This is a genomic window from Caenimonas soli, from assembly GCF_013155545.1.
GTDB lineage: Bacteria > Pseudomonadota > Gammaproteobacteria > Burkholderiales > Burkholderiaceae_C > Ramlibacter > Ramlibacter soli.
This window is the reverse complement of sequence record NZ_JABJVV010000007.1, coordinates 15979-36859: the sequence shown is the minus strand read 5'-3', so window position 1 is coordinate 36859 and position 20881 is coordinate 15979. Positions and strand designations below refer to the sequence as shown.

18 protein-coding genes are annotated in these 20881 nt (G+C 65.5%); 12 read left to right on the top strand and 6 right to left on the bottom strand.

Annotated features, from left to right (window positions below; translation table 11 throughout):
• Positions 1-14 precede the first annotated feature (14 nt).
• Together HNE04_RS12110 and HNE04_RS12105 are read left to right on the top strand one after the other, a co-directional pair.
• Positions 15-896 carry a fumarylacetoacetate hydrolase family protein gene (locus HNE04_RS12110; protein ID WP_172219198.1) on the top strand — a complete coding sequence of 294 codons (882 nt, stop codon included), beginning with the start codon at positions 15-17 and terminating at the stop codon, positions 894-896.
• 3 nt (positions 897-899) lie between these two features.
• Positions 900-1880 (top strand): Bug family tripartite tricarboxylate transporter substrate binding protein, encoded by a 981-nt coding sequence (locus HNE04_RS12105; RefSeq protein WP_407926601.1) that lies wholly within the window; start codon positions 900-902, stop codon positions 1878-1880.
• A 4-nt stretch (positions 1881-1884) separates the two neighbouring features.
• Here HNE04_RS12105 and HNE04_RS12100 read toward each other — a convergent pair whose 3' ends face one another.
• A complete protein-coding gene (locus tag HNE04_RS12100) occupies positions 1885-2856 on the bottom strand; it encodes a LysR family transcriptional regulator (RefSeq protein WP_172219196.1) in 972 nt (323 codons plus the stop codon).
• A 112-nt stretch (positions 2857-2968) separates the two neighbouring features.
• Here HNE04_RS12100 and HNE04_RS12095 point away from each other — a divergent pair, with 112 nt between their 5' ends.
• From HNE04_RS12095 to HNE04_RS12070, 6 genes are read left to right on the top strand one after another with little or no spacing between them, the layout of a single operon-like run.
• The gene (locus tag HNE04_RS12095; RefSeq protein ID WP_172219195.1) at positions 2969-4264 is read left to right on the top strand and encodes an L-fuconate dehydratase; all 1296 of its coding nucleotides are present in this window, start codon (positions 2969-2971) and stop codon (positions 4262-4264) included.
• Positions 4265-4296: 32 nt separating this feature from the next.
• Positions 4297-5265, top strand: coding sequence for a Bug family tripartite tricarboxylate transporter substrate binding protein (locus HNE04_RS12090; RefSeq protein ID WP_172219193.1), 969 nt, complete (start codon positions 4297-4299; stop codon positions 5263-5265).
• A gap of 45 nt (positions 5266-5310) precedes the next feature.
• Entirely contained in the window at positions 5311-6276 is a 966-nt protein-coding gene (locus HNE04_RS12085; protein WP_172219191.1) for a Bug family tripartite tricarboxylate transporter substrate binding protein, read from the top strand.
• Positions 6277-6286: 10 nt separating this feature from the next.
• Positions 6287-7456 (top strand): fumarylacetoacetate hydrolase family protein, encoded by a 1170-nt coding sequence (locus HNE04_RS12080; protein ID WP_172219189.1) that lies wholly within the window; start codon positions 6287-6289, stop codon positions 7454-7456.
• Positions 7457-7467: 11 nt separating this feature from the next.
• Positions 7468-8505, top strand: a complete 1038-nt coding sequence (locus HNE04_RS12075) for a 4-hydroxythreonine-4-phosphate dehydrogenase PdxA (protein ID WP_172219187.1) — start codon at positions 7468-7470, stop codon at positions 8503-8505.
• Between the two features lie 43 nt (positions 8506-8548).
• Entirely contained in the window at positions 8549-9985 is a 1437-nt protein-coding gene (locus tag HNE04_RS12070) for an aldehyde dehydrogenase family protein (RefSeq protein ID WP_172219185.1), read from the top strand.
• On the opposite strand, the gene glgC is transcribed toward HNE04_RS12070, so the two are convergent.
• A complete protein-coding gene (gene glgC / locus HNE04_RS12065; protein ID WP_172219684.1) occupies positions 9970-11250 on the bottom strand; it encodes a glucose-1-phosphate adenylyltransferase in 1281 nt (426 codons plus the stop codon). The genes HNE04_RS12070 and glgC overlap by 16 nt on opposite strands.
• Before the next feature lie 174 nt (positions 11251-11424).
• On the opposite strand from glgC, the gene HNE04_RS12060 reads away from it, so the two are divergent.
• The 3 genes from HNE04_RS12060 to HNE04_RS12050 are packed head-to-tail and all read left to right on the top strand — an operon-like array spanning position 11425 to position 15469.
• Complete coding sequence (locus HNE04_RS12060) at positions 11425-12276, top strand: N-formylglutamate amidohydrolase (RefSeq protein ID WP_172219183.1); 852 nt, start codon at positions 11425-11427, stop codon at positions 12274-12276.
• A complete protein-coding gene (locus HNE04_RS12055; protein WP_172219181.1) occupies positions 12276-13400 on the top strand; it encodes an NAD(P)/FAD-dependent oxidoreductase in 1125 nt (374 codons plus the stop codon). The genes HNE04_RS12060 and HNE04_RS12055 overlap by 1 nt, the downstream gene beginning before the upstream one ends.
• A complete protein-coding gene (locus HNE04_RS12050; RefSeq protein WP_328700314.1) occupies positions 13397-15469 on the top strand; it encodes a TonB-dependent receptor family protein in 2073 nt (690 codons plus the stop codon). The genes HNE04_RS12055 and HNE04_RS12050 overlap by 4 nt, the downstream gene beginning before the upstream one ends.
• On the opposite strand, the gene HNE04_RS12045 is transcribed toward HNE04_RS12050, so the two are convergent.
• Positions 15466-16515: a quinone-dependent dihydroorotate dehydrogenase gene (locus HNE04_RS12045; protein ID WP_172219179.1), complete on the bottom strand. Its 1050-nt coding sequence runs from the start codon at positions 16513-16515 to the stop codon at positions 15466-15468. The two genes, HNE04_RS12050 and HNE04_RS12045, sit on opposite strands and share 4 nt — an antisense overlap.
• A 32-nt stretch (positions 16516-16547) precedes the next feature.
• Between HNE04_RS12045 and rpiA the strand changes: the two genes are divergently transcribed.
• Complete coding sequence (gene rpiA / locus HNE04_RS12040; RefSeq protein WP_172219177.1) at positions 16548-17219, top strand: ribose-5-phosphate isomerase RpiA; 672 nt, start codon at positions 16548-16550, stop codon at positions 17217-17219.
• On the opposite strand, the gene HNE04_RS12035 is transcribed toward rpiA, so the two are convergent.
• From HNE04_RS12035 to folD, 3 genes are read right to left on the bottom strand one after another with little or no spacing between them, the layout of a single operon-like run.
• Positions 17220-17876 carry a glutaredoxin domain-containing protein gene (locus HNE04_RS12035; protein WP_172219175.1) on the bottom strand — a complete coding sequence of 219 codons (657 nt, stop codon included), beginning with the start codon at positions 17874-17876 and terminating at the stop codon, positions 17220-17222.
• A 32-nt stretch (positions 17877-17908) separates the two neighbouring features.
• A complete protein-coding gene (locus HNE04_RS12030) occupies positions 17909-19957 on the bottom strand; it encodes a M3 family metallopeptidase (protein WP_172219173.1) in 2049 nt (682 codons plus the stop codon).
• A 50-nt stretch (positions 19958-20007) separates the two neighbouring features.
• The gene (gene folD, locus HNE04_RS12025; protein WP_172219171.1) at positions 20008-20859 is read right to left on the bottom strand and encodes a bifunctional methylenetetrahydrofolate dehydrogenase/methenyltetrahydrofolate cyclohydrolase FolD; all 852 of its coding nucleotides are present in this window, start codon (positions 20857-20859) and stop codon (positions 20008-20010) included.
• Between the last annotated feature and the right edge of the window lie 22 nt (positions 20860-20881).

The window sequence follows — 20881 nt, the reverse complement described above, 5'->3', positions numbered from 1 at the left end:
TCCCCGGAGATTTCATGAAGATCGGACGCGCCACTTACGCAGGAAAGACAAGGCTTGCCTTGATCGACGAGGCCAAACAGGAAGTCCTGTTCATCGAAGGCGACCTCGGCTCGCATCCCAATCCCGTGCTCGCCGTGATCGAGCAGCGCCTCACTGCCGGCCAGTTGAAGGAATCCGCTACCGACCGCGCTCAGCTGTCGGACGTGACGTTCCTGTCGCCGCTGTCCGCCTTCGTTCGCAACGTCTTCGCGGTGGGCAAGAACTACCACGAGCATGCGATGGAGTTCGACAAGAGCGGCTTCAACGCCACCAGCGGCGCCTCGGCGATCCCGGCGTTCCCGCAACTGTTCACCAAGGCGACCGGCACGCTGGCCGGCCCGACCGACGCTATCCGCTTCGACAGCAAGCACACCTCGTCGGTCGACTACGAAGGCGAGATCGGCGTGGTCATCGGCGAGCAATGCCGCAATGTGTCGAAGGCAGACGCGCTCGGCAAGGTGTTCGGCTTCGTTGCCCTCAACGACGTGACGGCCCGCGACCTGCAGAAGAACCATGCGCAATGGTTCCTGGGCAAGTCGCTCGATGGCTTCTGCCCGCTCGGCCCCTGGATCGCCACGCAGGACGACGCACCGCTCGATTCGCTGCACCTGAAGACTTGGGTCAACGGCGAGTTGCGCCAGGACTCGCATGTCTCGAAGCTGATCTTCGACGTCGCGACGCTGATCGAGACGCTGTCGGCCGCCATGACGCTGCAGCCCGGCGACATCATCGCGACCGGGACGCCCGTGGGCGTGGGCATCGGCTTTACGCCGCCGAAGTTCCTGCGCCATGGCGACCAGGTTCGGGTCGCCGTGACCGGCCTGGGTGAACTGAACAACCGTGTGGAGACCCTGTAAATGATCGATCGTCGTACCGTTCTTCAACTCCTGGCCTCTTCGGCCGTGCCGGGCCTGCTGCCGGCGCCCGCGTGGGCGCAGAGTGAATTCCCGAGCCGGCCCCTGACCATGACGGTCCCGTTCCCGCCCGGCGGCGTGGCTGACACCGTGGGCCGCCCCGTCGCTGAAGCGATGGGCCGGGCGCTCAAGCAATCCGTGATCGTGGAAAACAAGGGTGGCGCCGGTGGCGGCATCGGCATGGGGCAGGTGGCCAAGGCCAAGCCCGATGGCTACTCGATGCTCATGTCGCTGTCGTCGCTCGTCGTGTTGCCCGAAGCGGACAAGGTGCTGCGGCGCACGCCGATGTACACGCTGGACCAGCTGAAGCCGATCGCGCGCTTTACGGCAGACCCCACCGTGCTGATCGTGCGCGCCGACAGCCCGTGGAAGACCTACAAGGACTTCATCGCCGCCGTCAAGGCCAGGCCCGGCACGGTCACCTTCGGCTCTTCCGGCAATTACGGCACCATGCACGTGCCGATGGAGCAGCTCAAGGCCGCCACCAGCAGCTTCATGCTGCATGTGCCCTACACGGGCGCGGGCCCGGCTGTGCTGGCCGTTCTCATGGGGCAGGTCGATGCCATCTCGACCGGTCCGTCCAGCGTGATGCAGCACATTCGCGCCGGCACGCTGCGCGCCCTAGCGCATTGGGGCGACACCAAGCTCGCGGCGCTGCCCGACGTGCCGAGCTTCAAAGAACTGGGTGTGCCGATCTCCTACTCGCAGTGGTCGGGCCTCTTCGTGCCCGCTGCCACCCCCGAGCCGGTGGTGGCGCGCCTGCGCCAGGCGGCGAAATTCGTCGCCGAAGATCAACGCGCAATCCAGTCGCTGGCCTCGGCCGGCAGCTACTTCCAGTACCAGGACCAGCCCGAGTTCGAGCGCTTCGTGCAAGCCGACGCCCGCAACATGGCCGCGCTGGTCCAGCGCATCGGACGCGTCGAGTAGGGCGCTAGCGCGCGATCTTCCGTTCCAGGTTGCTGTCGCGCAGGGCCCGCAGGAAACCCTTGACTGCGGGCGACAGCTCCTTCTTCTTGCGCGTGATGATGCCCAGGTTGGCCATGGCCATCGGCAACTGCACCGCCAGGATGGCGACCATGCCGTAGTTGGCGTAATGCTGTGCCACATCCAGCGGCACCACCGAGATCATGTTGCTTTGCTCCAGCAGGGAGGTGGTGGCGAGGATCGACGAGGTTTCCACGATATCGGGCGGCGCCAGCAGGTTGGCCTGCTGCAGCGCCTGCTCGACGCGCCGGCGCATCGGGCTGCCCAGGGGATGCAGGATCCAGGTCTGCGTTACCAGGTCACCCAGCGTGACCTCCGCCAGGTCGAACAGCGGGTGGCCGGGCCGCGCCACCACGCTCATCGGTTCGCCCTCGAGCTGCTCGATCTCCAGGTCTTCGTCGTAGAACTGGTCGGGCAGGCGGCCGAGCACCACATCCAGATCGCCCCGCAACAGCCCCGGCATCAACATATCGCTGGTATCGACCTGCAGCGTGACGCGGACCCGCGGATTGCCGGCCTTGAAACGCGCCAACCCCTGGGTCAGCATCACGGGGGTGGCGCCCATGACGCTGCCAATCCGAACCAGGCCGGCGGAGCCCGCGGCCAGCGCCGCCATCTCGTCGCCTGCGTACTCGAAGTCGTGCAGCACGCCCCGGGCGTAACGGATCATCACCTCGCCGTACACCGTAGGTTCCATCCCACGGGCATGGCGCTCGAACAGCGTAACGCCCAGGCCTTCTTCGAGCTGCTGGAGCAGAGCCGTGGCAGCGGGCTGGGTGGTGTGGATGGCAGCGGCCGCCCGCCGCAGGTTGTGATGCTCATCCAGGGCGTTGAGGAGCATGATCTGCCGGCTCTTGATGCGCAGTCGCCTGAAAAGGCTGGCGGGGAGGGCAGGCGAACCGGCGGCGGCGTCGTCCATAGTGATCCAAAAACTTGTATCGCAATATACCAAATGACGATTGGATTCATATCGCTACCAGCCCTATCCTTCGCCCACTCCCTTCCTCCCATCACCCCTCTGCAAGGCAAAAGTGGCTACCAAAATCACCCACCTCTCTGTTCGGGACATCCGCTTCCCGACCTCCCGCTCGCTCGACGGCTCCGACGCCATGAACGCGGCCCCGGATTACTCGGCAACCTACGTCACCCTGCACACCGATTCGAAGCTGGAAGGCCATGGCCTGACGTTCACCATCGGCCGCGGCAATGAGATCTGCGTGGCCGCCGTGAACTCGCTGGCACCCTTCGTCGTCGGCAAGACGATGGAAGAGATCACCGGCAACATGGGCGCGTTCTGGCGCAACATCACCACCGGCGACAGCCAACTGCGCTGGCTGGGCCCGGACAAGGGCGTCATCCACCTGGCCACGGCCGCCATCGTCAACGCCGTCTGGGACCTGTGGGCCAAGTCCGAGCGCAAGCCGGTGTGGAAGCTGCTGGCCGACATGAGCCCTGAAGAGCTGGTGCGCTGCCTTGACTTCCGTTTCGTCACCGACGCGCTGACGCCCGAAGAAGCACTGGCCATCCTGCGCCGCAATGCCCCGGGCAAGGCCGCGCGCGAAAAGGAAATGCTGGAGCAGGGCTATCCGGCGTACACCACCTCGGCCGGCTGGCTGGGCTATTCCGAAGAGAAGATGCGCCGCCTGGCCCGCGAAGGCGTGGCCGAGGGCTGGACCCACTTCAAGCAGAAGGTCGGCGGCAACATCGAGGAAGACATCCGCCGCGCCAGCATCCTGCGCGAAGAAATCGGCTGGGACCGCAAGCTGATGATGGACGCCAACCAGGTATGGGAAGTGGATGAGTCGATCACCAACATGCGCCGCCTGGCCGCCTTCGACCCCTGGTGGATCGAAGAGCCGACCAGCCCCGACGACATCCTGGGCCATGCCGCCATCCGCGAACGCATTGCGCCGATCGGTGTGGCAACTGGCGAGCATTGCCACAACCGCGTGATGTTCAAGCAGCTGCTGCAAGCCGGCGCCATCGACTTCTGCCAGGTCGACGCGGCCCGCCTGGGTGGACTGAACGAAGTGCTGGTGGTGCTGTTGATGGCCGCCAAGTTCGGCGTCCCGGTCTGCCCCCACGCCGGCGGCGTTGGATTGTGCGAATACGTGCAGAACATCTCGCTGTTCGACTACATTGCCGTCTCCGCCTCGCTGGAAAATCGCGTGCTGGAGTACGTCGATCACCTGCATGAGCACTTCCTCGACCCGGTGGTGATCCGCAACGGCCGTTACATGCCGCCCCAGCGCCCCGGCTATAGCATCGAGATGCACGCGGCCACCCTGAAGCAGTTCGAATTCCCCAACGGCGCCGCCTGGGCCTGAGCCCCCGCCTTTCATCGAAAGGGTACGACACAATGAATCGCAAGACCTTCATCGCAACCGGCGTGGCAACTCTGCTCACATTGAGTACGGCATTCGCGCAGGACTACCCTGCCGCGAAGCCCGTCAAGATCATGGTGGGTGCGAGTGCTGGAGGTGGCACGGATATTCTTGCGCGCATGCTTGCCGACAAATTCCGGCAGTCCATGAAGCAGTCTTTCGTGGTGGAAAACAAGCCTGGTGCAGCCAACACGCTCGCGGCGGACGCCACGGCCAAATCGCCCAAAGATGGTTACACGCTGTTGCTCGCTACCAATACGGGCCAGGCGATTGCGCCACACGTGCTGAAGCTGGCTTATGACCCCCTGAAAGACCTGCAACCGATCGGTATGGTGGTGGTCGTGCCTCACCTGTTGCTGGTTGGCCCGAATGAAAAGGCCAGCGACGCGAAAGAGCTTGTTGCGGCCATCAAGTCCAACCCAACGCGGTACAGCTATGCATCATCAGGGATTGGCAGCACGCAGCATATCGCGGGTGAAACGCTCAATATCACTGCCGGTACAAAAGCGGTTCACATCCCTTACAAGGGCAGTAGCGCGGCGCACGCCGACCTGATCGGTGGACAAGTCCAGTTCATGCTTGACACTACGTCATCCGCGATCGGTCAGGTGAAATCTGGCGCGCTGCGCGCTCTGGCCGTTACCACCCCAAAGCGTTTCACAGAACTGCCAGATGTTCCGACCATGCGCGAGCTTGGCATGCCGGCGGTGGAAATCAACACCTGGTATGGCCTATACACCACGGCCGGCACGCCCAAGGCCGTTGTCGACAAACTGCATGCTGAACTTCAGCAGACTTTGAAGCTTGCCGATGTTCAGGATCGTCTGCGTGGGCTCGGGGGCAACTCCGAAGACTTGACGATTCAACAGTTCACTGAATTCAATCGCAGCGAGTTTGACCGTTTCGGCAAGCTCGTGAAGGCGGCGAATATCAAGGCGGAATAACCGCATTTCCTGATCTTTTCACCCTCACTACAGAGAGACAACTCCATGAAGACCCTGATTACCCAAGTCCTGGCCGGCCTGCTGTGTACCGTCGCCGTGCAGGCCCCCGCACTGGCCCAGTCCACCTACCCCAACAAGCCGATCGAACTGGTCGTCCCGTATCCGGCCGGCGGCGGCACCGACGTGCTCGGCCGCGCTTTCGCCCAGGCTGCGGTGAAGCACCTGCCGCAGAGCGTGATCGTCATGAACAAGCCGGGCGCGAGCGGCGCCATCGGCTGGGCCGACGTGATCAACGGCAAGCCCGACGGCTACAAGATCGTGCTGCTGGCCACCGACCTGATGACGCAGCCCAACATGGGGTTCACGAAAATCACCTATGAAGACTTCACGCCCATCGCCCGCCTGAACTACGACCCGGCGGCGATCACTGTCCGGGCCGACGCGCCCTGGAAATCGGTGGAGGAGTTCGTGGCTGCGGCCAAGAAGGGCGATTTCAAGATCGGCAACGGCGGCAACGGTTCCACCTGGCACCTGGCCGCAGCGGCCGTCGAGGACAAGACCGGCGCGAAGTTCAACCACATTCCGTACGCAGGCGCACAGCCGGCCATCCTGGCACTGCTTGGCGGCCACTTGGACGCAATCACGGTGAGCGCGGCCGAAACCTATGCGCATGTTTCATCCGGCAAGCTCAGGACTCTCGCGGTCATGTCCGACCAGCGCATCAAGGGCTTCGAGCAGGCGCCCACGCTGAAGGAAAAGGGCCTGGACATCTCCATCGGCACCTGGCGTGGCCTGGCGGTGAACAAGGCAACGCCGCCTGACGTGGTTGCCACGCTGCGCGCAGCCACCGCGAAGATCGTCCAGGAGCAGAGCCTGCGCGACGCGCTGGACAAGCAGAACATGGGCTATGCCTATGCGGAAGGCGATGCGTTCGGCGCCGTGATGGCCAAGGACCATGCTTTCTACAAGGCGCTGATCAACAAGATCGGCCTGAAAACCCAAACCCAGTAAGAGGTATTACATGCAGTGGCTGCCTAACGACGGCTTTGCCGGAACATTGATCGGCCGTGCCTGGGTGCCGGGCGACGCCAAGCAGGCCGCCGGCCCGAGCGTCGTGGCATTGCGCGAGGACGGCGTATTCGACCTGTCGGAGGCCGTGCCCACCATGAGCGGCCTGCTGGAGCTGGACGACCCGGCGGCTGTGGTTCGCAAGACGCGCGGCCGCTACGTCGGCACCGCGGACAGCCTGCTGCATAACAGCCAGCGGCGCGGCAGCGACGGCCCCTACCTGCTGGCGCCCTGCGACCTGCAGGTCATCAAGGCGGCCGGCGTGACCTTCGCGGCCAGCCTGGTCGAACGCGTGATCGAGGAGCAGGCCAAGGGTGACGCGGCGCAGGCCGAGGCGATTCGCGGCCGCGTGCTGGAAGTGCTTGGCGGCTCGCTCGCCGACATCGAGCCCGGCTCGGCCAAGGCGCAAGAGCTCAAGGCGCTGCTGGTGCGTCAGGGCCTCTGGTCGCAGTATCTCGAGGTGGGCATCGGCCCCGATGCCGAAGTGTTCACCAAGGGCCCGGTGCTGTCGGCCGTAGGCATAGGCGCGGAGATCGGCATCCACCCCGGCTCGGCCTGGAACAATCCTGAGCCGGAAGTGGTGCTGGCTGTCAACAGCCGCGGCGAAATCAAAGGTGCGGCTCTCGGCAACGACGTCAACCTGCGCGACTTCGAGGGACGTAGCGCGCTGCTGCTGGGCAAGGCCAAGGACAACAATGCGTCCTGCGCGATCGGGCCCTTCATCCGGCTGTTCGACGGCGCCTTCTCGCTGCAGGATGTGCGCAACTGCACCGTGAGCCTGGAAGTGAAGGGCAGCGACGGTTTCGTGATGCACGGCGAGAGCTCGATGTCGCAGATCAGCCGCGATCCGCTGGACCTGGTGGGCCAGACCATCGGCAAGCACCATCAGTATCCCGACGGCTTCATGCTGTTCCTGGGCACCATGTTCGCGCCTACCCAGGATCGCGGCGCCGCGGGCAGCGGCTTCACCCACAAGGTGGGCGACGTAGTGCGAATCTCCAGCCCGAAGCTCGGCGCCCTGGTCAATACGGTCAACCTGTGCGACCGCATCGAACCGTGGACGTTCGGGCTGCAGGCCTTCTTCACCAACCTGGTGTCTCGCGGCTTGCTGCCGGTGCGCTGATCGAGGACTTCATGAATTCACGCAAACCGCGGATCGCGCTGGTGCTGGGTGACCCCGCCGGAATCGGCCCCGAACTGGTGGCCCGCCTGCTGGCCGACCCGGCTACCTCGCCGGCCGCAGACCTGCTGCTGATCGCCGATCGGGCCGAGCTCGAGCGAGGTATGGACGTGGCCGGCCTGCACACGCCGTTTGCCATCGCGGAATCCATCGCCGCTGCTGATTTCTCCCAGGGCAAGCCTGTGCTGGTTGACTATCGGGGAACCACCCAGGGGCCCTTCGAACGCGCAGCGGCGACTGCCAAGGGCGGCCGCTATTGCCTGGACACTTTGTCCATGGCGCTGGACGCGGTGAAACGTGGCATAGCCGATGCGATCATGTTCGCACCGTTGAACAAGCATTCGATGCACGAAGCGGGCATGCGCACCAGCGATGAGCTGCACTGGTTTGTCGATCAGCTCGGCTTCGACGGCCCGGTCTGCGAATTCAACGTGCTGGATGGCCTCTGGACCTCGCGCGTGACCTCGCACATCGCGCACCGTGACGTGGCGGACCAGATCACGGTCGAGGGCGTGACCCGCGGCATCGAGCTGATCCACCGTGAGCTGCTGCGCAGCGGCGTGGCCAACCCCCGCATCGCTGTCTGCGGCCTGAACCCGCACAACGGCGACAACGGATCGTTCGGCCGCGAGGAGATCGACATCATTCGACCGGCCGTCGATGCGGCACGCGCCCGCGGCATTCCCGCCGAAGGCCCGTTCGCTGCCGACACTATTTTCCTGAAAGTGCAGGGCGAGCAGCGCCAGTACGACGCCGTCGTGACCATGTACCACGACCAAGGTCAGATCGCCATGAAGCTGATGGGCTTCTGGCGGGGCATCACGGTACAGGGCGGCCTGCCTTTTCCCATCCTGACGCCGGCACACGGGACAGCGTTCGATATCGCCGGCAAAGGCATCGCCAATCCCGGCGCGATGCTGCAGGCATTCCAGCTGGCTTGCCGTATGGCGCTTGCCCGCCATGCGCAGGAGCCCAGCCATGCCCTCGCCTGAAGCGCGGATTGCCCTGGCTGATCTTCACTTCATTGGATAACTCATGACCCAACACAACAACCTGATCAAGGGCGAATGGGTGGCCGGCAACGGCTACTCGCCCAACCTCAACCCTTCCAACCTCTCCGACGTCATCGGCGAGTACACCCAGGGTGATGCCAGCCATGTCGATGCGGCCGTGCAGGCCGCCAGAGCGGCGTTCCCGGCCTGGTCCACCAGTGGCATCCAGGCCCGAGCCGACGCCCTGGACAAGATCGGCAGCGAGATCCTGGCTCGCAAGGAAGAGCTGGGCACCCTGCTGGCCCGCGAAGAGGGCAAGACCAAGCCCGAGGGCATAGGCGAAGCCGCGCGTGCCGGCAACATCTTCAAGTTCTTCGCCGGCGAGTGCCTGCGCCTGGCCGGTGAAACCCTGCCTTCGGTGCGCCCCGGCATCGGCGTGGAGATCACGCGCGAGCCCGTGGGCGTGGTGGGCATCATCACCCCCTGGAACTTCCCCATCGCCATTCCCGCCTGGAAGATCGCCCCGGCCCTGGCCTACGGCAACTGCGTGGTCATGAAGCCGGCCGACCTGGTGCCCGGCTGCGCCTGGGCACTGGCCGAGATCATCAGCCGCAGCGGCATCCCCGCCGGCGTCTTCAACCTGGTCATGGGCCGCGGCAGCGTCATCGGCGACGCCCTGGTCGGCCACCCCGGCATCGATGCCGTGAGCTTCACCGGCTCGCAGGGCGTCGGCGCGCGCATCGCCCAGGCCTGCGCCACCGGCCTGAAGAAGTTCCAGCTGGAGATGGGCGGCAAGAACCCGCAGGTTGTGCTGGACGACGCCGACCTCAAAACCGCGGTCGAGCTGTGCGTGCAAAGCGCCTTCTTCTCCACCGGCCAGCGCTGCACCGCGTCCAGCCGCCTGATCGTCACCCAAGGCATCTACCCGAAATTCATCGAGGCGATGAAAGAGCGCATGGCCGGCCTGAAGGTGGGCGATGCGCTGGCCCAGGGCATCGACATCGGCCCGGTGTCCAGCCAGAGCCAGCTCGAGCAGGACCTGAGCTATGTCGAGATCGGCAAAGGCGAGGGCGCCGTGCTGGCCGCCGGCGGCGGGCGCTTGAAGCTGGCCACCGACGGCTTCTACATGGCCCCGGCCCTGTTCAGCGAAAGCGCCGCGGCCATGCGCATCAACCGCGAAGAGATCTTCGGGCCGGTTGCCAGCGTGATCCGGGTCAAGGACTACGAGGAGGCCCTGGCCACCGCCAACGACACGCCCTTTGGCCTGTCGGCGGGCATCGCCACCACCAGCCTGAAGCATGCAACCCACTTCAAACGCCACAGCCAGGCCGGCATGGTGATGGTCAACCTGCCCACGGCAGGCGTCGACTACCACGTGCCCTTCGGCGGGCGCAAGGGTTCCAGCTACGGGCCGCGCGAGCAGGGTCGCTACGCCCAGGAGTTCTTCACCACGGTGAAGACGGCCTACACGCTGGCCTGAGCGGCCATCGCCGGCGTTAGCGCCGCCAGCATTTCCACCGTCACCAGCACGACCCCGTCGCTGGTGCGGTGGAACCGTTGGCTATCCAGCTTGGCGTCCTCACCGATCACGAGACCATCGGGGACTTTGCAGCCCCTGTCGATCACGACCTTGCTGAGCCGGCAGCCCTTGCCGATCTCGCATCCGGGCAGGATCACCGCCTGCTTGATCTTGCAGCACGAATACACCCGCACGCTGGAGAACAGGACCGCATCGGTGATGTCCGATCCCGACACGATGCATCCCCCCGAAACGATCACGTTGCTGATCGCCCCATGCCTGCCGCGCTCGTCGGGCACGAACTTCGCCGGGGACAGCTGTTCCTGATATGTCCAGACCGGCCAGTCGCGGTCGTAGATGTTCAGTTCGGGCATGTTGGACGCCAGGTCCAGGTTGGCAGCCCAGAAGGCATCGACGGTTCCCACGTCGCGCCAGTAGGGTTTCTGGCGGCTCTCGTACGGGATGGCGGACAGGTTGAGCGGATGCGCCACCGCACGCCCCGTAGCCACCACCCGTGGTATGACGTTCTTGCCGAAGTCCCGCTCCGAGGCCGGGTTGGCGAAATCTTCTTCCAGCAGCTGGAAGAGGTATTCGGCATTGAAGATGTAGATGCCCATGCTCCCCAGCGCGCGGTCGGGCTTGCCGGGTATGCCGGGAGGATCCGCGGGCTTTTCCAGGAAGCTGGTGATGCGGCGGTCCTCGTCGATGGCCATCACACCCAGGGCCGTGCCCTCCATGCGCGGCACTTCGATGCAGCCGACGGTGCAGGAGCTGCCGCTTTTCACGTGATCCAGCAGCATGAGCGAGTAGTCCATCTTGTAGATGTGGTCGCCCGCCAGGATCAGGATGTATTCGGGGCCGTAGGAGCGCAGGATGTCGATGTTCTGGTACACCGCGTCGGCCGTCCCCCGGTACCAGTCCGCTTCGTTCAGGCGCTGCTGCGCGGGCAGCAGATCGATGAACTCGTTGACCTCGCCGCGCAGGAAATTCCATCCGCGCTGCAGGTGCCGCAGCAGCGAGTGCGACTTGTACTGGGTGAGCACACCGATCCTGCGGATGCCCGAGTTGATGCAGTTCGACAAGGCGAAGTCGATGATGCGGAACTTGCCGCCGAAGAACACCGCAGGCTTGGCGCGCTTGTCGGTGAGGTCTTGCAGCCGCGAGCCGCGTCCGCCTGCCAGGATGAGGGCCACCGTGCGCTTCGGAAGCTGGCGCGCGAGAATCATCGTCTCGGGAGCGTCCTCCAAGCCGCTGCTGGGTTCGTATACGGCGTGGTCTCCTTGCATGGATGTAACTGTCGTGCCACCGCAAGAACCGGCGTGTAGGACACTGCCGTATTGAAAGTTCCTCCCGCGCCCGTCCGTCAACCTGCGGGACGGCAGCCGGGGCACAATGGCCCTATGAGTTTCCCGGTCAAATCCATCCCGGGCACCACGCCGCTCGTGCTCGACTCGCCGCATAGCGGCATCAACTACCCAGACGACTTCGGCCACGCCTGCGATCTGCAGGCCCTGCGGCAGGCCGAAGACACGCACGTGGAGAAGCTCTACGATTTCGTTCCCGCCCTGGGCGTGGCCTGGATCGAGGCGCTTTTCCCGCGCAGTTACCTGGACGTGAACCGCAACACGACGGAGGTCGACGTTGCGCTGTTCGACGAGGCCTGGCCCGACCCGCTGGAGACCGATCCCAAGGCCCTGTCCAAGGTGCGCCTGGGCAAGGGCCTGGTGTGGCGCATGACGGACGAGGGCGAGCCCATCTATGAGCGCCGGCTGTCGGTCCAGGAGGTGCGCTCGCGCATCGACCGATGCTGGCGCCCCTACCATGAGGCGGTGCGCGCGGCCATCGAAGCAGCGCATGAGCGGCACGGCTACAGCATCCACCTCAACTGTCATTCGATGCCGGCGGTCGCGGCCACCCATGCGACCGATTTCCCCGGCCTCGTCCACGCGGATTTCGTGATCGGAGACCGCGACGGCACGAGCGCCGATCCCGCGCTGTCACGCAAGGTTTGCGACCACTTGGCGTCCCTGGGCTACAGCGTTTCCTACAACCACCCCTACAAGGGCGTGGAACTGGTCCGTCGCTATGGAGATCCGGCTAGCCACCGTCACAGCGTGCAGGTGGAAGTCAACCGCAGGCTGTACATGGATGAGCAGACCCTGGTGCCGAATGCAGGCTTCGAGCCCCTGAAGCAAAGCCTGCGCTCCCTGGTCGAGCTGCTGCTGCGCACGGACCCCCGGCGAGACCTCTGATGGATCAGGTCGATTCCATCGTCGTCGGTGCCGGCGCCGTTGGCCTCGCGGTCGCGCGGGGGCTGGCGCAAGCCGGCCTGGAAACCATCGTTGCGGAGGCGCAGACGGCAATAGGGCAGGGCGTGAGTTCCCGCAACAGCGAGGTCATCCATGCCGGGCTTTACTACCCGACCGGTTCGCTCAAGGCGCGCTTGTGCGTGCGCGGCAAGGAGTTGCTGTACGAGCTTTGCGCCAGCCACGGCGTCAGCCACCGCAACTGCGGCAAGCTGGTGGTGGCCAACAGCGAAGCCGAGGCCTCGGCACTGAAAGGCTTGAGGGATCGGGCCATCGCCAACGGCGTTCCGGTGGACTGGCTGGACGCCCCCCAGGCGCGGGCGCTGGAACCGGCTCTGCAGTGCGTGGCCGCCTTGTCGTCGCCCACCACGGGCATCGTGGACAGCCACGGCTTCATGTTGGCGCTGCAGGGTGACCTGGAGAGCGCGGGCGGGGCGGTGGCATTGGGCTCGGCCGTCGATTCGGCGGTGCTCGGAAAAGGCGGCGGCCCGCATGTGGTCCGCATGGCCGATGGCAGCGAGATCGCCGCGCGCGTTCTCGTCAACAGCGCGTCGCTGCATGCCTGTGCGCTGGCGCGCCGTTTCGACGGGCTTGATGAGCGATGGGTGCCGCGCGAATATTTCGCCAAGGGCAGCTACTACGCCCTGGCGGGCAAGGCGCCTTTCACCCGCCTGATCTACCCGGCCCCCGCCGATGCCTGGCTCGGGGTTCACTTGACGCTGGACCTGGGCGGGCAGGCCAAGTTCGGCCCCGACCTGGAGTGGCTGGACGTCGCGCGGCCCGAGGACATCGACTACACCGTTGATCCGCGGCGCGCGGAGGGCTTTTATGCCGAGGTCCGTCGTTACTGGCCGGCCTTGCCGGACGGCGCGCTGCAACCCAGCTACAGCGGTGTGCGGCCCAAGATCTACGGGCCCGGCGAAGCAGCGCCCGACTTTCGTATCGATGGACCGGCGGTGCACGGGATAGCGGGCTTGGTGAATTTGTTCGGCATCGAATCGCCCGGTCTGACGAGTGCCCTCGCGATCGCCGAGCATGTGGTGGCGCTGGTGGAAGAGACGCGGGCGTGAGGACGGCCGTGCTCGTCGCCACGGGGCTGGCCGCGGGCGCCGCGCTGGCGCAGACGCTGCCCCAGGTCACCGTCAGCGCTACCCGCAGCGAAGCCTCGCCATTCGATGTTCCGGCTTCCGTCGACGTGATCGACGGCGAACGGCTGCGGGCTGCGGGGCGGCCAGAAATCAACCTGACGGAAAGCCTGGCGCTGGTCCCTGGCCTGAACGCGCGCGACCGGCAGAACCATGCGCAGGACTTGCAGCTCTCCATACGCGGTTTCGGTGCGCGCTCGACCTTCGGCGTGCGCGGCATCCGCCTCTATGTCGACGGTATTCCCGCCACCATGCCCGATGGCCAGGGGCAGCTTTCCCACATCGACCTGGCATCGGCAGGCCGGGTGGAAGTTTTGCGTGGCCCGTTCTCGGTGCTCTACGGAAATTCCTCGGGCGGCGTGCTGCAGGTGTTCACGGAACCAGGCGCGGGCGCGCCCCAGCTCACAACCAGTCTCGCAGTTGGAAGCGACGGCTTGGTGCGGCCCGGTTTGCGATTCAGCGGGTCTACGCCGGCCCTGGGCTATGTCGTCAGCGCCAATCGATTTGCTACGGATGGTTGGCGCGATCACAGCAGTGCCTCGCGCGATTTGGTCAACGCCCGGTTGGATTTCAAGCGGGCCGAGGGCAGCGAATGGACGTTGGTGGCCAACACGATGGATCTGCGCGCCGACGATCCACTGGGCCTGACGCGGGCGCAGTTCGAAGCGGCGCCGCGCAGCGCCGATGCGGCGGCCACCTTGTTCAACACCCGCAAAACCGTCAAGCAAAGCCAGCTCGGCCTCATCCACGAGCATAGGCTTGCGAGGGGTGATCGCCTGCGCCTGATGGTTTATGGCGGCGAGCGGGAGACGGAGCAGTTCCAGGCGATTCCCGTGGGGCCGCAGGGCAGTCCGCTGCACCCGGGTGGTGTCATCGGGCTGGAGCGCCGCTACGCCGGCACCGATCTGCGCTGGACCACGCAATCCACCTTGTTGCAGGGCCCGCTGGAAGTCGTGGCAGGCCTGTCGTACGACCGCATGGAGGAGCGCAGGCGCGGCTGGCAGAACTTTGACGGGGCTGCGCTGGGCGTGCAAGGCGCGCTGCGGCGCGACGAGGACAACGTGGTGTCCAACCTCGACCCGTACCTGCAGGGCGTGTGGAAGTTCGCGCCGCACTGGAGCCTGACTGCCGGCGTGCGGCACAGCAGCGTGCGCTTCTCGTCACGCGATCGTTACGTGGTGGGGGTCAATGGCGACGACAGCGGGAACCTGCGCTACAGCGCCACGCTGCCGGTCGCAGGGCTGATGTTTGCCTGGTCGCCGAACGTGCATGTCTACGGGGCGATGGGCCGCGGTTTCGAAACGCCTACCTTCAACGAACTGGCCTACCGGCCCGATGGGAATCCCGGGCTGAACTTCGCCTTGCGGCCCTCGCGCAGCAGGAACCTGGAGATCGGCATCAAAGGGCGAACACCCGCGGGAGAGCGGTGGCGCACCGACTGGAGCGCCGCCGTGTTCCAGACCTCGACCCGCGACGAGATCGTGGTCGCGAGCAACCGCGGCGGCCGAAGCACCTTCCAGAACGCAGGCACTACGCGCCGCCAGGGGCTGGAATTGGCGTGGAGCGCGGCACTGGCACCCGCCTGGCAGTTCCAGTTGTCGCAAACCTGGCTGGATGCGCGCTACCGTGATGCGACGCCAGCCCTGCCCGCAGGTAACCGCATCCCCGGCACCGCCCAATCGTTTTCCGCGGCGGAGATCGCCTGGCAGCCGGCGCGTGGCTGGCGCGCCGGAGCGGAGGTTCGCCGCTCGGGCAAGGTGTACGCCAACGATGCTAACAACGAGGCGGCGACCTCGTTCGTTACCCTCGCGGCGCATGCAGGGTATGTGTTCGACTTCCAGGGCTGGAACCTGTCAGCCACGGCACGCATCGACAATCTGCTGGACCGCCGCTATGCCGGCTCGGTCATCGTCAACGAGGGGAATGGCCGATTCTTCGAAGCGGCGCCGGGCCGCAGCTTCGTACTCAAGCTAGCGGGGACCTACAGCTTCTAACCCGCGACGTGCAGGCGCTTGATCGCCCGCGCCGCGTCGCTCACGAGATCCGGCCCCCGGTAGATCAACCCCGTGTAGATCTGGACGACATCGGCGCCGGCCCTGATCTTCGAGGCCGCGTCCTGCGCGCTCATGACGCCGCCCACACCGATGATGGGAAAAGCTTTTCCCAGCGCGCTGCGCAGTTGCGCGATCACGCGGTTGCTCGCCTCAAGCACCGGCGAGCCGCTCAGGCCCCCGGTTTCCTCTGCGTGCGGCAATCCCTTGACCGCTTCACGGCTGATGGTCGTATTGGTGGCGACCACGCCGTCCATGCCGTGGCGCCTGAGGGCCGCGGCGATCACTTCGATTTGCGCTGCATCGAGGTCAGGTGCGATCTTGACGAAGATGGGGACGCGCCGGCCGTGCTGCTGGGCCAGAGTCTCGCGCCGCCCGGCGATGGCGCCCAACAGGCCGTCCAATGCTTCGTCGCTCTGCAGCGTGCGCAGATTGCTGGTGTTCGGACTGGAAATATTGATCGTCACGTAGTCGGCATGCGGATAGACGCCGTCCAGGCACACCAGGTAATCGCTGGTGGCGTTTTTCATGGGCGTGGCGGCGTTCTTGCCGATGTTCAGGCCCAGGATGCGGCCCTTTTGGCGAAAGGACGAGCGCTTGACGTTGGCAATGAAGGCCTCCAGGCCGTCATTGTTGAACCCCAGGCGGTTGATGAGCGCATTGGCCTGCGGCAGGCGAAACATGCGTGGCTTCGGGTTACCGGGTTGCGCCTTGGGCGTGACGGTGCCGACTTCCACGAAGCCGAAGCCCATGGCGCCCAGCCCGTCGATGCAGCGCGCGTTCTTGTCCAGGCCCGCCGCCAGGCCGATCCGGTTGGGGAATTTCAGGCCTGCCAGCTCGATGGGGTCGTCGACCATGCCGTTGCAGTAGGCCCATTCCAGGGGCGTGCCCTGCAGGCGCGCCAGCGATTGCATGGTCAGCTCATGGGCGGTTTCAGGGTCCAGCCCGAAGAGGAAAGGACGGGCGAGGGAGTAGGGGAGCAGCGACATGGATAATTCCGAAAGAGAAGGAATTGTCGCAAATGAACCAGGACGAATTGAAAACGCTGGTCGGCCAAGCCGCCCTGCAGTATGTGGTGCCCGGCGAAATCGTCGGTGTGGGGACCGGATCCACGGTCAACAAGTTCATCGACGCGCTGGCCACCATGAAGGACCGCATCCGCGGTGCGGTGTCCAGTTCCAACGCATCGACCGAGCGGCTGAAGGCGCTGGGCATCCCGGTGTTCGACTCGAACGAGGTGGGCCAGATCTCGGTGTACATCGATGGCGCCGACGAGATCGACAACCAGGGCTTCATGATCAAGGGTGGGGGCGCCGCGCTCACCCGCGAGAAGATCGTGGCGGCCCAGTCGAGCCAATTCGTCTGCATTGCCGACGAATCCAAGCTGGTGGACGTGCTGGGCCGCTTTCCGGTGCCGGTGGAAGTGATCCCGATGGCTACGCAGCGGCTGCTGCGGCAGTTCGCCGGCATGGGGGGCACGGCGCGGGTACGTCTCAAGGACGGCCGGCCGCTGGTCACCGACAACGGCCAGCACATCCTGGATGTGAAGGGTTTGCAGATTTCCGATCCGCTGCGCTTCGAGAGCGAGATCAATCAGTGGCCCGGCGTCGTCACCGTGGGCGTGTTCGCGCATCAAAAAGCCGCCGTGTGCCTGCTGGGCACCACCGGCGGCGTCAAGATCCTCGAGTTCTGATCAGAACTTGATGCCGGCCGGGTTTTCCGCGGCAGGTGCAGGCGCGGGCGCCGCAGCCCTTGCAGCGCCCGGCGCGGCCGTGGGGCGCACCGGCGCCTGCGGCTGCTGCGCGGCGACCAGGGGCGTCGCGGGCGGCTGGCTGTAGCTCGCCGGCAGCTGCGAGGTCTTGGGGTAGTCGGCAGCGTCCAGGAACTGCGTCCATTCGACTTCGGAGAAGCCTTTGAGCTGCTGCCCGCCAATGGTCAGGAAGGGCACGGATGCGGCGCCCCCGAGTCGCTTGAGAGCCTCGATGTCCTCATTGGTCGTCACCGTCTTCTCGGTGAAAGGAACGCCCCGGGCGGACAGCATGGCGCGGCCTGTGCCGCAGGGAACGCAGCCCGGCGCCGTGTACAAGGTGACCGGATAACGATTGGCGGCGTTTCGCAGCTCGATGGGCAGGGAGGCGGTCTGGCCGCTTCCGCCGCCGCTCAGCGAAACCGTCGGCGCTGCCGTGGCCTTGCCGGAGGCGTCTGGCGGAGGCTTGTCCGAAAAAGTGACACGGCCATCGGCGCCTACGATGCGAAAAATCTGTTGCGCATTTGCATCGTTACCGCTGAATGCTGCGGCGACGAGCAGTCCCATCAGGCCAAGGGCGCGGGTGGGGCGGGCAAAAAACATCGGTATCGACTCCAACGGTTTGGGTTCTCGGCTCAGGCCATGCCCTGGTGGCGCAACAGCGCGTCCAGAGTGGGCTCGCGGCCCCGGAAGGCCTTGAACGACTCCATCGCCGGCCTGCTGCCGCCTGCCTCCAGGATGGCCTGGCGGTATTTTCGCCCGGTTTCGATACTAGGCAAGCCGTTTTTTCCCGCGGTCTCTTCGAATGCGGCATAGGCATCGGCGCTAAGCACCTCCGCCCACTTGTAGCTGTAATAGCCTGCGGCGTAGCCGCCCGCGAAGATATGACTGAATGTGTGGGCCGTGCGGCTGAATGGCGGCGGCTGGATCACGGCGACTTCCTGGCGCACCTTGGCCAGCAGGGGCATGAAGTCCTGCGCCGGGTCGTGCTCGGTGTGCAGCAGCATGTCGAACAGCGCAAATTCGATCTGGCGCAGCGTCGACAGGCCGCTCTGGAAGTTCTTGGCGGCGAGCATCTTGTCGAAAAGCTCGCGGGGCAGCGGCGCGCCGGTTTCCTCGTGGGCGGTCATGTGGCGCAGCACGTCCCACTCCCAGCAGAAGTTTTCCATGAACTGGCTGGGCAGCTCCACGGCGTCCCATTCCACGCCACTGATGCCGGAGACGTCGCGCTCGTTCACGCGGGTGAGCATGTGGTGCAGGCCGTGGCCGGACTCGTGGAACAGGGTGATGACGTCGTCGTGCGTGAGCAGAGGGGGTTTGCCGTCGACGCCCTCGGCGAAGTTGCAGACCAGGTGGGCCACCGGCGTCTGCAGTTGGCCGTTGTCGGGGCGCAGCCAGCGGGCGCGCACGTCGTCCATCCAGGCACCGCCGCGCTTGCCGTTGCGCGCCGCGGGGTCCAGGTAGAACTGGCCGACCAGCTCGGTGGAAATGCGATCGCCTTCGCGCGTTTCGCGCTCGATGCGATAGAGCTCCACACCGGGGGTCCAGACCGGGGCCACGTCGCGCCGGATGGTCACTTCGAACAGCGTCTCGACGATCTTGAACAGGCCGGCCAGGACCTTGGGCGCCGTGAAGTACTGCTTCACCTCCTGCTCGCTGAACGAGTAGCGTTCTTCCTTGAGCTTTTCGCCTATGTACGACCAGTCCCAGGCCTGCGGGTCCTGGATGCCCAGCTTCGTGGCGGCGAACGCGCGCATGTCGCCGACGTCCTTCTCGGCGTAGGGCCGGGCGCGCGCCGCGAGGTCGCGCAGGAAGGTGATGACCTGCTGTGGGGAATCGGCCATCTTCGGCACCACGGACACCTCGCCGAAGTTGCGAAACCCGAGCAACTGCGCTTCTTCCTGGCGCAGCGCCAGGATTTCCCGGATGAGAGCGCTGTTGTCGAACTTCGGATCGCCCTGGTCGCTGGCTCGGGTGACATAGGCGCGGTAGACGCGCTCGCGCAGCGCGGTGCCGTGGGCGAACTGCATGACGGGCAGGTAGCTTGGCATCTTGAGCGTGAGCTTGTAGCCGTCCTTGCCTTCCGCCTGCGCGGCGGCCTTGGCTGCCTGGATCACGTCCTGCGGCAAGCCGGCCAATTCTTCTTCACCGGCGTAGTACGAATAGGCGTCGGTGGAATCGAGCGCGTTCTCGCTGAACTTCTGGCTGAGCTCGGCCTGGCGCTCCTGGATGGCGGCAAACCGCTCCTTGGCCGCACCGGTCAGTTCGGCCCCGCCCAGGACGAAGTTGCGGATGGCGTTCTTGTGGGCCTGGCGCTGTTCCGCATTCAGCGAGGCCGGATCGATGGCCTTGTACTTGGCATAGAGCCGCTCGTCCGAGCCCAGCCGGGTCCAGAAGTCGGTCACCTTGGGCAGGGCTTCGTTGTACGCCGCGCGCAATTCAGGCGTATCGGCGACGCCGTTGAGGTGGCTCACCACGCCCCAGGCGCGGCCCAGCTTTTCGGTCGCGGTATCGAGGACTTTGGCGATGTCGTTCCAGCGGCTGGGGAACTCAGGCTGCGTGACCGTTTCGAGTGCCACGTCGGCCGCGGCCAGCAGGCTTTCCACCGCAGGCGCTACGTGCTGCGGCTGAACCTGGTCGAAAAGGGGAAGGTCGTTGAAGTCGAGAAGGGGATTGGTGCTCATCCCCCTCATTTTGCGTCAGCACGGCCGGTTACAAGGCCCTGAGGATTTGCCTATCCGGCCGCCCGCTCAGCCGCCTCGAGCGTGTTGACCAACAGCATGGCGCGGGTCATGGGCCCGACGCCGCCGGGCACCGGCGTGATCCAGCCCGCCACCTCATTGACACCGGCGAAATCCACGTCGCCGCAGAGCTTGCCTTCGTCGTTGCGGTTCATGCCCACGTCGATGACCACCGCGCCGGGCTTGACCATGTCGGCGGTCAGCATGTTGCGCTTGCCCACCGCGGCCACGATCACGTCGGCCTGCAGGGTGTGGGCCTTGAGGTCTTTCGTGGCGCTGTGGCAGATGGTGACCGTGGCATTCTTTTGCAGCAGCATCATCGCCATCGGTTTGCCCACGATGTTGCTGCGGCCTATGACTACCGCATGCTTGCCGCGCAGGTCGTAGCCGATGTTTTCCAGCATCTTCATGCAGCCGTAGGGCGTGCAGGGCCAGAAGCCGGGTTGGCCGACCATCAGGGCGCCGGCGCTGGCCACGTGGAAGCCGTCCACGTCCTTGGCGGGCGAGATGGTCTCGATCACCTTGTGGGCGTCCATGTGCTTGGGCAGGGGCAGCTGCACCAGGATTCCGTGGACGGCGGGATCGTCGTTGAGTGTCTTGATGCGCGCCAGCAGCTGCGCCTCGCTCATGTCCGCGGGATAGCGCTCCAGCGTGGCGTCCAGGCCGGTCTCGGTGCTGTCGTTGACCTTGTGCTTGGTGTAGACCTGGCTGGCCGGGTCTTCGCCCACCAGGATGATGGCGAGCGCGGGCTGGACACCCTTGGCCTTGAGCGCTGCGGTGCGCCCGGCCACCTCGGCGCGGATTTTTCTGGCGAGGGCGTTTCCGTCAATTAAATTGGCTGTCATCTTTAATCACAAGGACGCGTCC